Genomic DNA, 12,964 nt, shown 5'->3' with positions numbered 1-12,964 from the left:
CGTGCACGAGAGGAGCGCCCGTGGCAGTCACCGCGACGGCCGGCAAGGCGCCGGCAGGTCCACGGCGGTTCCGCCGTCTCGGATACGAGCGCCGCCGCGCCGCGTACCTCATGCTGGCCCCGGCGCTGATCCACCTGGGGTGGTGGATCGGTATCCCCACCGTCGTCTCGTTCCTGCTCGCGTTCACCCACTACGACGTGCTCGCCGGTACCGCGTCCTGGGCCGGGCTGGACAACTTCCGCGCGATCTTCGCCGACGAGGTCTGGAACACCTCGATCTGGCACACCGCCGTCTACACGTTCTTCACCGTGCCGGTGGCCATGGCGATCGCGGTGGTCGTCGCGGTGCTGCTCAACACGAAGCTGCGCGGCCGATCCTGGTACCGCGCGGCGTTCTTCCTGCCGCACATCACCGCGACGGTGGCGATCGCCCTGGTCTGGATGTGGATGTTCGAACCGAACATCGGCCTGTTCAACTGGATACTCGCCAGCTTCGGCGTCAACGGCCCGGCGTGGTTGTCGGACCCGGCGTGGGCCATGCCCGCGGTGATCCTGGTCAGCGTCTGGAAGGGCATCGGGCTCAAGATGCTCATCTACCTCGCCGCGTTACAGAGCATCCCGCACGACGTGTACGAGGCGGCCGACCTGGACGGGGCCAGCGGCGTACGGCGGTTCTGGTCGATCACCCTGCCGCTGCTGCGCCCGGCGACGTTCTTCATCTTCGTGATCTCGCTGATCGACTCGTTCCAGGTCTTCGAGCAGGTCTACGTGCTGACCCCGGACGGCGGGCCGGCGAACGCGACCACGGTGATGACCTACGAGATCTACAAGAGCGCGTTCGGCGAGTTCGACCTGAGCACCGCGAGCGCGCAGAGTCTCGTGCTCTTCGCCTTCCTGCTGGTGCTGACGCTCATCAGCAAGCGGCTCACCGGGAGGGACGACGATGTCGACTGACACCCTGCGGACCACCGCGGACGACGGGGCGGGCCGGTCGGCGCGGCCGGGGCCCCCAGCCTCCCGGGCCGACGGCCGGGTCGCGGACCGGGTCCGGGCCGGTCGGGTCGCGCTGCACCTCGCGCTCATCGTCGGCTCGTTCGCGATGGCCGTGCCGTTCATCTGGATGGTGCTCTCGTCGCTCAAGAGCCATACGGAAATCACCTCCTATCCACCCACACTCCTCCCCACCGAGTGGCGCTGGCGCAACTACCTCGACGCGCTCGACTACGCCCCGTTCGGCACCTACTTCCGCAACAGCCTGTTGATCTCGATCGGGCACACCGTGATCAACCTGGCGCTGGCCACGATGGCCGGCTACGCGCTGGCCCGAATTCCGTTCCGCGGCCGCACCGTGCTGCTCGTGGCGGTGCTGGCGATGATGATGATCCCGACCTACACGAAGATCGTTCCCCAGTACCTGATCGCCAAGACGATGCCGTTCTTCGGCGGCAACGACCACCTGGGCCGCGGTGGGTCCGGTTGGCTCGACTCCTGGTGGGCGCTGATCGTCCCGGGCGCGCTGACCCCGCTGGCCATCTTCCTGTTCCGGCAGTTCTACCTGTCCCTGCCCCGCGAACTGGAAGAGGCCGCCCGGATCGACGGGCTGGGCGAATTCGCCATCTTCGCCCGGGTGATGACGCCACTGATGAAGCCGGCGATCGCCACGGTGTCGCTGATCACGTTCGAGAACAGCTGGAACAACTTCCTGTGGCCACTGATCGTGACGACCCGGCAGGACCTGCGGGTGATCCAGGTCGGGCTGGCCGCGTTCCAGCAGAGCGAGCGGACGCTGTGGGAGTTCCTCATGGCCGGCACCGCGCTCGCCACCCTGCCAATGATCATTCTGTTCCTGTTCACCCAGCGGTACTTCGTGCAGGGCTTCGCCACTGCCGGCATCAAGTGAGGGGTAAGAGATGTCCTTCGACCTGACGGGTATGCGCGCGCTGGTCACCGGCAGCGGCCACGGCATCGGCGCGGCCGTCGCGGTGGCCCTGGCCACCGCCGGCGCCGACGTCGTCGTCCATTACGGACGGTCGGCCGACGCCGCCGCCCGGACCGTGGGCCGCATCGAGGCGCTCGGACGTAAGGCGACGGCCGTCGCCGCGGACGTGACCGTCACCGCCGAGGTGGACCGGCTCGTTGACGAGGCCGTCGGTTTCCTCGGCGGCCTGGACATCCTCGTCTGCAACGCCGGGCACATGGTGGGCCGGGTCCCGGTCGCGTCGATGACCGACGAGCACTTCGCCCGGGTCGTGGACGTCAACCTCGGCGCCACGTTCCGCACCGTCCGGGCGGCGATGCCGCATCTCAAGGCCGCCGGTCGGCGCGGCCGGATCGTCACGATGTCCTCCCTCGCGGCGCACAACGGCGGCGGCCCCGGCTCGGCCGTCTACGCCGCCGCCAAGGCCGGTGTACGAGGGCTCACCAAGGGGCTGGCCAAGGAACTGGCCGTCGACGGGGTGACCGTGAACGCGCTCGCACCCGGCTTCATCGGCCAGACCGCGTTCCACGACACCTTCACCGCGCCGGCCGCCCAGGAGGCGATCATCTCCGGTGTGCCGCTGCGCCGTGCCGGAACGCCGGACGAGGTCGCCGCGACGGTCGTCTGGCTCTGCTCGGCGGCAGCCGGCTACGTGACAGGCTCCACGGTGGACATCGACGGCGGCGCGTGGTTCCGGTGATCCGGCTGCCGACGGAGCCGGGTGGCTGGTGGCACGCCTACGTCTGCCCGGCGCACGGCGTCGAACTGGGCCACGTCGGCCTGCTGGACGGCGCCTTTCCCACCGGCGGCGCCCCCTGCCCGCACGGCTGTGCCGTCGACACTCCCGCCGTCCGGGCCGCCTGGACCGTGCTCGCCCACCAGGAGTGCGCCCGCGAGATCCTCAGCGCGGCACGATCCCCGGCCGTGGCGGACCGCACCGTCGCGGTCCGGCTGCTACGCGAGTACGAGGCGCGCTACCTCGCGTTGGGCACCGAGCCACCCGACGGAGCGGCGGACTGGATGCTGCGCGGTCGGCTGTTCCACCAGGCGCTGACCGAGGCGATCTGGGCGGTGTCCATCGGCCGGGCCGCCCGCTGCGCCGACGACGCCGTCCCGGCGCTCCGGGAGGCACTCGTCGAGGCGTCCGCCCAGGCTCGGGACCGGCTCGTCGCCGAAGGCCGGTTCACCTCCAACTACACCGCCTGGCTCTGCGCCGCGGGCGCGGTCTGCTCGGGCCGGCCGGAATGGCTGGACGGCCCGCACGGCATCTACGCGCACGTGCTCGCGGCGACCCACGACGACGGCTGGGAGTGGGAGGCGAGCACCTACTACCACGCCTTCGTGCTGCGGGCGTACCTGCTCGCCGTGCGGGCGGTGCCCGGCGCGGCGCCGCCGGCGCCCGTCCGGGCGCGACTGGCGGCGATGGCGCGGGTTCTCACCGACCTGCGCACGGCGGGCGGTCTGCTGCCGGCGCTGCACGACGGGCCGTACTCCCGCCGGGGCTACGACCGGGAGCTGACCGAACTCTCAGAGCTCTGCGACCTGACCCCCCGGTCGGAATCGAGCGGTGTGACCGTCCACGACGGTGGCGGATACGCGGTCGTGCGCGGCGGTGGCGTGCATGCCGTCCTCGACTTCGGCGGGCACGGCGGGTCGCACGGTCACCGCGACAAGCTCGCGCTCTACCTGTACGGCGCGGACACTCCGTGGCAGCCCGATCCCGGCCAGGTTCCCTACGGCCACGGCGAGTGGCGTCGGTACTACGCCTCGACGGCGGCCCACCCCACCTTCGCGGTGGACGGCGAGGAGCAGGCCGAGTGCACCGGGCGGCTCGTCGCCGTCGACGACACGGCCGTGACGGTGAGCTGCGACCGCGCCTACGACGGCGTCTCGGCCGACCGCCGGGTCGCGGTGACCGCGGCCGGTGGGGTGGTCGACGAACTCACCGTCACCGCCGACCGACCCCGGCGGATCACCGCCCACCTTCGCCCCGACGTCCCGCTGACCGTCCGGGTGACCCCCGTCGGCGATGCCGAAACCGCCTGGTCCGGCTTACAGGCACTGCGCGGTACGCACACCGCCTCGGTGCCGGCGCGGTTCGTCACCCGTCCGGGGCCCGGCCCCGCCGACGACCCGCAGCGGACGCGCACCCACGTGGACTGGACCGCGGACGCGACGACCCGGGTGACCTTCCGATCTGTCTACCGGATGGAGGAGTGATGGAACCGCTGCTCATCGCCGGCCGGCTGGACGCCCTGCGCGCCGGGCTCGGCAGCACCCACGCGGAGCAGTGGCGGCGACTCCACGAGCAGTGCGACTGGTACCGCGGACAGACGCCCCCGGCGGAACACCCGACCGCGAGCATCACCTACCTCGGGCCGGCGGCCGCCAACCTCGCCCTCGCCTACCGGCTGACCGGACAGCGCGGCTACCTGGACGAGGCATGGCGCTGGATCTCCACCGCGGTCTCCTATCCGCACTGGGGAAAGGCGAAGCTGCCCGACCACGACCTGGACGCCGGGTGGCTCCTGCACGGGCTGTCGCTCGCCTACTCCTGGCTGCGCGACGACCTGCCGCCCGAGCGCGCCGAGGCGCTGCGCGACAAGCTGATCCTGCAGGGCCGCCGGCTCCACGACTTCGCCGTCGAGACCGAGGGCAGCTGGTGGTCGTCGAGCTACTGGCAGAATCACAACTGGATCTGCTACACCGGCCTGGCCACCGCCGGCTACGCCCTGGACCGACCGGAGTGGGCGCGCCGCGCGAAGGCGAACATGGCCGACGTGCTCGACCTGATGCCGGCCGACGGTTCCGACTCCGAGGGCGTCGTCTACTGGCGGTACGGCGTGCCCTGGCTGGCCGCCTACGTCGACCTGTTGCAGCACGTCGAGGGCGACGACTGGTGGCATCGTGGATCGTTCCTGCGTAACACGTTCGACTGGCGGCTGCACCAGTGTGCGCCGGGCTTCGAGGAGAACGTCGACCACGGTGACTGCCACGACCGCCGTAGCGGGCACAGCGTCGCGCTCTACTACAAACTGGCGTCCGCGTACCGGTGCGGGGAGGCGCAGTGGCTGGCCCGGACCGTGGCCCGGCGGCACTTCTGGCGCGAGGCGTACGCCTCCGGGGTGAAGCCGGGTGTCATGCCCGAGGCCTACTACGAACTGCTCTGGTACGACCCGGGGGTCCCCGCGCTCGATCCGGCGGCGACGAAGCCCACCACGGCCTTCTTCCCGGACCTGGGCCAGGTCACCGCGCGCACCTCGTGGGCGGACGACGCGACGTACGTCAGCTTCAAGGCGGCGCCGGGCGGCGGGCACGGCGCGTGGGAGGCGGCGGAGCGGTTCCGCCGCGACCGCGGCTGGGAGACGCTCAACGCCGGTCACCACCACCCGGACGCCGGCTCGTTCGTCCTCGTCTCGCACGGCGCGTTCCTCGCCGTGGACGAGGGTTACAGCAACCGCAAGCGGGCGGGCGACCACAACCTCGTGCTGGTGGACGGTCAGGGCTGGGCCGGGGAGGGGCGGTACCACGTCTACAAGGAGTTGCCCTACGAGCGGCAGCCACGGATGCGTGACGTGCACACGGGTGACGGCTGGGTGCACGCGACCGCGGAGTCCGCGCTCATGTTCGACCCCTCGCTCGGCGTACGCCGGGTGGACCGGACCCTCGTCGTCACGCCTGCCGGGCGGCTGGTGCTGCTCGACCTGCTCGCCGCCGAGGAGCCTCGCGAGTGGACCTTCCTGCTCCACTCGGACTGGCCGGCGACGATCGGTGCCGACGGCCGGATCGCGTTGCGGTCCGGCCCGGCGCAGGGCTGGCTGACCCGCTTGGCGCCGGACGACGCGGTGTTGTCCGAGCTGGACACCCCGATCGAGGCCAACCCCACGGCGAGCACGCCGAGCCTGCGCATGACAAAAACCCTGCGGACGCTGCGGATCAGCACCCCGCGCACGACCCGGGCGCACTTCCTCAGCGCGATCGAGCCGACCAGCGCGCTCGATCCCGCGCCGCCCCGGGCGGTCGCCGTCGACTGCGCCAGCGGGTACGGCGTCGACTTTGGCGACGAGGCCGTCTATCTGGCGCCGGTGAGCCGGCGGATAGCCGCGCCGGGTGTCGAGGCGGACGCGACCGCGGTCCTGATCTCCGGCGGTCGGACGGTACGTCTGTGAGCGGGCCGCCGGCCGCGCGGCGGGGGTCGGACCGACGGGCCGGCGGCTGGGAGGCCGTCGCGCTGCGCGGCCTGGAGTACGTCGCCTATCCGGCGCTCGCCGGGATCGCGTTCTGCCTGCTCTGCGTCGGCGTGGTCACCTGGCTACCGGCGCTGGCGGCGGTGGGGAACGCGTTGCAGCGCTGGCGCGTCGAGAACGCGACGCGGCCCTTCGTCGGCGTCCTGACCGCGTTTCCCGGGTACTGGCGGGCACTGTGGCGGCACGCGGTCGTCTCCACGGCGGTGCTGGCCGTGCTCACCGTGAACGGGATCTTCCTCGCCGGCCAACCCGAGCCGGTGGCGATCCCGCTGCTCGCCGTACAGCTGGGCATTCTCGCGGCGTTCGCGCCGTACCACCTCGCGCTGGCGGTCGTCGCCGGCCGCGTTCCGGACGGCGGCCTGCGACTGTGGCGGGGTGCGGCCCTGCTCCTGGCGTTCGGCTCGGCGCGCCGTGGGCTCACGCTGCTCGCGGCCGCCGTGCTGATTCCGATCCTCACCCTGCCCCTCGCACTGGGCCCGTTCCTGCTCGGGACGACCCTGCCGGTCCTCGCCGGACTGGCGCTGGCCGACCACGCCACTGGCACCGCGGCACCACGTCGATAACCCGTTCCGAAAGAGACCCGGAGAGAGGTATCACCGTGAGACACGTTCGCACCCGCACCACCCGCGCCGCCGTCGCCGCGACGGCCCTGATCGGCAGCCTCCTCGTCGCCACCCCCGCCAGCGCGGCCGATCCGTTGGCCGTCTCGGCCGTGACAGCCAGCGGTGATGACGGCAACGTACCCGCCAACACGCTCGACGACGACCTCGGCACCCGCTGGTCCGACGAGGGTGACGGGGTCTGGATCCGCTACGACCTCGGCGCGAGCCGGACGGTCGGCTGGCTCGCCATCGCCTGGCACGGCGGTGACCAACGGGTCTCCACATTCGATGTGCAGACCTCGTCGGACGGCTCGTCCTGGACGACCGTGATCGGCAACCGCGACAGTAGCGGAGCCACCAGCCAACCGGAGAACTACGACTTCTCCGACGTCGCCGCGCGCTACGTGCGGGTGGTCGGTCATGGCAACACCCGCAACGAGTGGACCAGCATCACCGAGGTGGACATCTTCGGCGCGGGCTCGCCGGACGGCGGCGGGAGCGACGACTGCCGGTACCCGGCCGAGATCCTCGACCTGAGGAACTGGAAGGTGACGCTGCCGACCGGCTCGGCGGGCAGCCCCACCGAGATCAAGCAGCCGGCGCTGGCGACGCACGCCACCGATCCCTGGTTCCGGGTGACCCCCACCTGCGACCGGGTCCAGTTCCGCGCGCCGGTGAACGGCGTGACGACGAGCGGTTCCAGCTATCCCAGGTCGGAGCTGCGGGAGATGACCAACAACGGTACGAGCAACGCGAGCTGGTCGTCGACCTCCGGCACCCACACCCTGGTCGTCGACCAGGCGATCACGGACCTGCCGGGCGACAAGCCGCACGTCGTCGCCGGTCAGATCCACGGCGGTTCCGATGACGTCTCGGTGTTCCGGCTGGAGGGCAGCAACCTCTACGTCACCAATGACGACAACAGTCATCACAAGCTCGTGACGAGCAGTTACGTCCTCGGCACCCGGTTCGAGGCGAAGTTCGTCGTCAGCGGCGGACAGGTCAGGGCCTACTACAACGGAGTCCTGCAGACGACGATCAGCAGGAGCTTCTCCGGCGCCTACTTCAAGGCGGGCGCCTACACGCAGGCCAACTGCACCAACTCCGCGCCGTGCAGCGCCACGAACTTCGGACAGGTCCTGGTCTACGGCATCTCGGTGACCCACTCGTAGGCACCCGCTCGCACACCCGCGGCCGCCGGGGCGTCGCCGACCGGCCCGGCGGCCGCGGGGCACCCTCAGGATCAGAGGTACGACGTGCGGAACGGCCACCGGTGGTGGGCGGTCGTGGGGTGGGACCGCCGGGGACACCGGGGCTCAGAGCAGGACGCGGCCCCGCAGGACGATGCGTTCCGGCGCCTCGATCACCCGCAGGTCGAGCCGCGGGTCGGCCCCGTAGACCACCAGGTCGGCGAGGCCCCCCTCGACCAGGCCGGGGAAGCCCAGCCACTCCCGGGCCCCCCAGGAGCCGGCGGCCAGCACGTCCGATGTGGACATACCGGCGCTGGTGTGCAGCAGCAGCATCTCCCGGGCCGCCATCCCGTGGTCGATGCCGCCGCCCGCGTCGGTGCCGACGTAGATCCGCACCCCCGCCTCGTACGCGGCCCGGACCACGTGCGGAAAGCCGTCGCGGAGCGCGAGCATGTGTTTGGCGTACCCCGGGAACTTGACCCGGGCCCGCTCGGCGATCCCGCCGAAGGTGCCGATGTTGAGCATGGTGGGGACCAGCGCGGTGCCGCGCCGGGCCATCTCGTCGACGAGGTCGACGCTGAGCCCGGTGCCGTGCTCGACGGAGTCGACCCCGGCCCGGACCATGATCTCCACCGCCGATTCGGAGAAGGTGTGCACCGCGGCGCGCGCCCCGGCGTCGTGCGCGGCACGCACGGCGGCGGTCAGGGTGTCGGCGTCCCAGGCCGGTGTCAGATCGCCGGCGTCCCGGTCGATCCAGTCCCCGACCAGCTTGACCCAGCCGTTGCCGGCCCGGGCCTGCGCGGCGACGGTGGCCGGCACGTCCGCGGCGGCCACCTCCAGCCCGATGTCCGGCAGGTAGCGCCGGACCGGCGCGATGTGCTGACCGGCGCGGGCCAGCCGGGGCAGCTCCGGGGAGTCGTCCAGCTCCGGATAGGGGTACGGGGAGCCGGCGTCGCGGATCGCCAGTACGCCGGCGTCCCGGTCGATGGCGGCCAGTTCACGGGCCTCGTCGAGCGAGCCGACCGGCCCTCCGCCGGGAGCGATGCCGATGTGGCAGTGCGCGTCGACCAGTCCGGGCAGGACGAACCCGCCGTCGGCGATGGTGACCGCCCCGGGAACGGGGGTGAGGGTGACCCGGTCACCGACCAGCCAGAGGTCGCGGACCTCGTCGTCCGGGAGCACGACCCCGCGTACGTGCAGCGCCATGCCACATTCCTACCGGATCATGGCCGGTCCGGCGCGCCCACCCGCCGCGACTCGCGGGTCACGCCCCGCCCGGCGGCTACTTGTCGTCGGGACGCTTGGTGAGCTTGTTGAAGTCCAGCTTGGGCAGCTTGAACCCGGGCGGCAGTCCCTGGCCGCCGCCGGGCAGCGCGTTCGGGTCCAGACCCGGCGGCAGCTGCGGCATGCCGGCCGGGAAGCCGCCGGCCGGACCGCCGGCCCGGGGACGCCCGCCGCCCTTGGTCCCCTTGCGCTTGTTCTTCGGCGACTTGGTCGCCTTCCGCCGGCCGCCCGGCAGGCCCATCATGCCGCCCATCTGCTTCATCATCTTCTGCGCCTCGGTGAAGCGGTTGAGCAGCTGGTTCACGTCCATCACGGTGACCCCGGAACCGGTGGCGATCCGCGCCCGCCGGGAACCGTTAATGATCTTGGGGTTGGTGCGCTCCCCCGGCGTCATCGACCGGATGATCGCGGTGACCCGGTCGAAGTGCCTGTCGTCGACCTCGGCCAGCTGGTCCTTCATCTGCCCCATGCCCGGCATCATGGCCAGCACGTTGGCGATCGGACCCATCCGACGTACCGCGATGAGCTGGTCGAGGAAGTCCTCCAGGGTGAACTGCTCGCCGCCCATCAGCTTGGCGGTCATCTTCTCCTTCTGATCGGCGTCGAAGGCCTGCTCGGCCTGCTCGATCAGAGTCAGCACGTCACCCATGCCGAGGATCCGGCTGGCCATCCGGTCCGGGTGGAAGACGTCGAAGTCCGCCAGCTTCTCGCCGGTGGAGGCGAAGAGGATCGGCTGGCCGGTCACCTGCCGTACGGAGAGCGCGGCACCGCCGCGGGCGTCACCGTCGAGCTTGGAGAGGACCACACCGGTGATCCCGACGCCGTCCCGGAACGCCTCCGCGGTACGCACCGCGTCCTGACCGACCATCGCGTCGATCACGAAGATGACCTCGTCCGGGTCGACGGCGTCCCGGATCCCGGCGGCCTGCGCCATCATCTCGGCGTCGATGCCGAGCCGGCCGGCGGTGTCCACGATGACGATGTCCCGGGCCGCCCGGCGGGCGTGCTCGATCGAGGCGCGGGCGACCTGGATCGGGTCACCGACACCGTTGCCCGGCTCGGGTGCGAAGACCTCCACCCCGGCGCGCCCACCCAGCACCTGGAGCTGGCCGACGGCGTTGGGACGCTGCAGGTCGGCGGCGACCAGCAGCGGCTGGTGCCCCTGGCCCTTGAGCCAGTTGGCCAGCTTGCCGGCGAGCGTCGTCTTACCGGAACCCTGGAGGCCGGCCAGCATGATCACCGTGGGCGCCTGCTTGGCGAACTGCAGCCGGCGGCTCTCGCCGCCGAGCACGCCGACCAGTTCCTCGTGGACGATCTTGATGACCTGCTGGGCCGGGTTCAGCGCCTGTGACACCTCGGCACCGCGCGCCCGCTCCTTCAGGCTGGCGATGAAGCCCTTGACCACGGGCAGGGCGACGTCCGCCTCCAGCAACGCCAGCCGGATCTCCCGGGCGGTCGCGTCGATGTCGGCGTCCGTGAGCCGGCCCTTGCCACGCAGCTTGGTGAAGATCCCGGAAAGGCGGTCACTCAAAGTGTCAAACACGGCGCAGCATCCCGTTTGTCGTATTTACCCGAGCATGGCATGGCCGGGTGTTGCCTGCCCGGCCCCCGCAAGGGTAGCCGCCCGCGCCATCCGGCGCTCCCACGCCGCCGGCCTCCGGGGCGGCTCAGGGGTCGACCAGCCCCGACTGGTAGGCGTACACCACCAACTGGGCCCGGTCCCGGGCGCCGAGCTTGACCATCGCCCGGCTCACGTGCGTACGGGCGGTCGCCGGGCTGACCACCAACCGGGCGGCGATCTCGTCGTTGCTCAGCCCCTCCCCGACCAGGCCGACGATCTGCCGCTCCCGCTCGGTCAGCGTCTCCAGCCGGGGATGCGGGCGGAGCACCCGGGACGGGCGGGTGGCGAACTCCCGGACCACCCGTCGGGTGACCGAGGGCGAGAGCAGCGCCTCGCCGCCGGCCACCAGCCGGATCGCCCGGAGCAGTTCGACCGGCGGGGTGTCCTTGATCAGGAAGCCGCTGGCGCCGTACCGGAGCGCGTCGAAGACGTACGCGTCGAGTTCGAACGTGGTCAGCACGACCACCCGGGTGCCGGCCAGCGCCGGATCGGCGACGATCCGGCGGGTCGCCTCGATGCCGTCGATCCCGGGCATCCGCACGTCCATCAGCACCACGTCCGGACGCTCCCGCCGGGCCGACCGGACCGCGTCGAGGCCGTCCGCCGCCTCCGCCACCACCCGCAGGTCCGGCTCGCTCTCGATCAGCGTGCGCAGGCCGAGCCGGATCAGGTCCTGATCGTCCGCGATCAGCACGCCGGTCGTCGAGCCGGCCCCCGGGCCGCCCGCGCGATCGGCACCGGCGCCGCTGGCGCCCGCCGGCTCGCCGGTCATCGCGGCGGCTCCAGGGGCAACCGGGCGAAGACCCGGAACCCGCCGTCCGGGCGCGGCCCGGCTTCGAGGTGGCCACCGAGCGCGACGACCCGTTCCCGCATCCCGGTCAGCCCGTGGCCGGCGCCCGGCCCCGCCGCCCCGGGCCCGCCGTGGCCGGTGTCGGTGACCTCGACCGTGACCTCGGTGGGCAGGTAGCCGATCCGGACGGTCGCGGCGGCCGCCCCGGCGTGCCGGAGCACGTTGGTCAACGCCTCCTGCACCACCCGGTACGCGGCCAGGTCGACGGCCGCCGGCAGCGGTCGCCGTGCCCCGGCCAGGGTCAGCGTCACCGGCAGCCCGGTGCCGCGCAACCGCGCGGTCAGCGCGTCGAGCTGGTCCAGCCCGGGTGCCGGGGACCGGGCGTCGTCGCGGCGGACCACCGCCAGGGTCACCCGCAGCTCGTCCAGCGCCTCCCGGCTGGTCCGGCTGATCGCGGTCAGCGCCAGCTCCGCCTGCCCGGGTCGCTTCGCCAACAGGTGCAGGGCGATCTCCGCCTGCATGTGGATCGCGGCGAGTCCGTGCCCGACCACGTCATGCACCTCCTGGGCGATGCGCAACCGCTCCTCGTCCGCGACCCGCCGGGACTGCTCGACCCGGGTACGCGCGGCGGCCTCCCGGGTGAGCCGGACGGTGACCCCCAGAGCGAAGGGTACGACGACCCATGCCGAACCGGGGAGCACGCCGACCAGCCCCTCGGGCGGAAAGCGGACCGACACCACGGTGTGGGCCAGCAGGACGACCAGCGAGACGGCGCCCGCGACCGTCGCCGCCCGCACGGGCAGGTACGCCGCGACCGTGTACACCGCCACCAGATAGCCGAGCAGCACCGGCCCGTACGGGAAGTCGAGCACCAGGTAGGCGGAGGTGGCCACCGTGGCGACCGCGAGCGTGCCGAGCGGCCACCGGCGCCGTACCGCCAGCGCCAGCGTGCAGGCCGCGATCAGGGCGTAACCCCAACCGTCCGGCGGCACCGCCCCGGGCTGGTGCTGGCCGATGAACCTGGTCACCGGCGCGGCGACCGCGAAGAGGGCGACCGCCAGCGCCACGTCGGCCAGCACGGCCCGCGAGTTCGGCCGGAACGCCCCCGACTCGTCGACCGGACGGGCGGCCGGCGGGTCGGGTCGGACGCGCTCGGACGACGCGTGCGCGCCCACCGGCCGGGACCCGGAGACGCCGGCCCGCTCCGGCGTCCGTGCCGGTTCCGCGGTCCGTGCCGGTTCCGCCGTCGGTCC

Annotated in this window: 11 protein-coding genes; 7 read left to right on the top strand and 4 right to left on the bottom strand. The window is 72.3% G+C overall.

Features of this window, described 5'->3' with window-relative positions; genetic code table 11:
• The first annotated feature begins 20 nt into the window (after window positions 1-20).
• From ACQEUR_RS11925 to ACQEUR_RS11895, 7 genes are read left to right on the top strand one after another with little or no spacing between them, the layout of a single operon-like run.
• A complete protein-coding gene (locus ACQEUR_RS11925) occupies window positions 21-953 on the top strand; it encodes a carbohydrate ABC transporter permease (RefSeq protein ID WP_433029437.1) in 933 nt (310 codons plus the stop codon).
• Window positions 943-1,899, top strand: coding sequence for a carbohydrate ABC transporter permease (locus tag ACQEUR_RS11920; RefSeq protein ID WP_433029435.1), 957 nt, complete (start codon window positions 943-945; stop codon window positions 1,897-1,899). The genes ACQEUR_RS11925 and ACQEUR_RS11920 overlap by 11 nt, the downstream gene beginning before the upstream one ends.
• A 10-nt stretch (window positions 1,900-1,909) precedes the next feature.
• The gene (locus ACQEUR_RS11915) at window positions 1,910-2,677 is read left to right on the top strand and encodes an SDR family NAD(P)-dependent oxidoreductase (protein ID WP_433029433.1); all 768 of its coding nucleotides are present in this window, start codon (window positions 1,910-1,912) and stop codon (window positions 2,675-2,677) included.
• Window positions 2,674-4,197: a heparinase II/III domain-containing protein gene (locus ACQEUR_RS11910; protein ID WP_433029431.1), complete on the top strand. Its 1,524-nt coding sequence runs from the start codon at window positions 2,674-2,676 to the stop codon at window positions 4,195-4,197. The genes ACQEUR_RS11915 and ACQEUR_RS11910 overlap by 4 nt, the downstream gene beginning before the upstream one ends.
• Window positions 4,197-6,146, top strand: coding sequence for a heparinase II/III domain-containing protein (locus ACQEUR_RS11905; protein WP_433029429.1), 1,950 nt, complete (start codon window positions 4,197-4,199; stop codon window positions 6,144-6,146). Before ACQEUR_RS11910 ends, ACQEUR_RS11905 begins: the two co-directional genes overlap by 1 nt.
• Window positions 6,143-6,787, top strand: coding sequence for a hypothetical protein (locus ACQEUR_RS11900; protein ID WP_433029427.1), 645 nt, complete (start codon window positions 6,143-6,145; stop codon window positions 6,785-6,787). Before ACQEUR_RS11905 ends, ACQEUR_RS11900 begins: the two co-directional genes overlap by 4 nt.
• A 35-nt stretch (window positions 6,788-6,822) precedes the next feature.
• Window positions 6,823-7,998, top strand: coding sequence for a polysaccharide lyase family 7 protein (locus tag ACQEUR_RS11895; protein ID WP_433029425.1), 1,176 nt, complete (start codon window positions 6,823-6,825; stop codon window positions 7,996-7,998).
• A 144-nt stretch (window positions 7,999-8,142) separates the two neighbouring features.
• Here ACQEUR_RS11895 and ACQEUR_RS11890 read toward each other — a convergent pair whose 3' ends face one another.
• From ACQEUR_RS11890 to ACQEUR_RS11875, 4 genes are all read right to left on the bottom strand, one after another.
• Window positions 8,143-9,222 carry an amidohydrolase family protein gene (locus tag ACQEUR_RS11890; RefSeq protein ID WP_433029423.1) on the bottom strand — a complete coding sequence of 360 codons (1,080 nt, stop codon included), beginning with the start codon at window positions 9,220-9,222 and terminating at the stop codon, window positions 8,143-8,145.
• 76 nt (window positions 9,223-9,298) lie between these two features.
• Entirely contained in the window at window positions 9,299-10,843 is a 1,545-nt protein-coding gene (gene ffh / locus ACQEUR_RS11885) for a signal recognition particle protein (RefSeq protein WP_433029421.1), read from the bottom strand.
• Between the two features lie 124 nt (window positions 10,844-10,967).
• Window positions 10,968-11,693 (bottom strand): response regulator, encoded by a 726-nt coding sequence (locus ACQEUR_RS11880; protein ID WP_433029416.1) that lies wholly within the window; start codon window positions 11,691-11,693, stop codon window positions 10,968-10,970.
• A complete protein-coding gene (locus tag ACQEUR_RS11875) occupies window positions 11,690-12,886 on the bottom strand; it encodes a sensor histidine kinase (RefSeq protein ID WP_433029414.1) in 1,197 nt (398 codons plus the stop codon). The genes ACQEUR_RS11880 and ACQEUR_RS11875 overlap by 4 nt, the downstream gene beginning before the upstream one ends.
• Window positions 12,887-12,964 lie beyond the last annotated feature (78 nt).

Origin of the sequence: Plantactinospora sp. CA-290183 (assembly GCF_050936375.1) — a bacterium.
Lineage (GTDB): Bacteria > Actinomycetota > Actinomycetes > Mycobacteriales > Micromonosporaceae > Plantactinospora.
The sequence above is the reverse complement of the archived record's forward strand: the minus strand, read 5'-3'. Positions and strand labels throughout refer to the sequence as shown.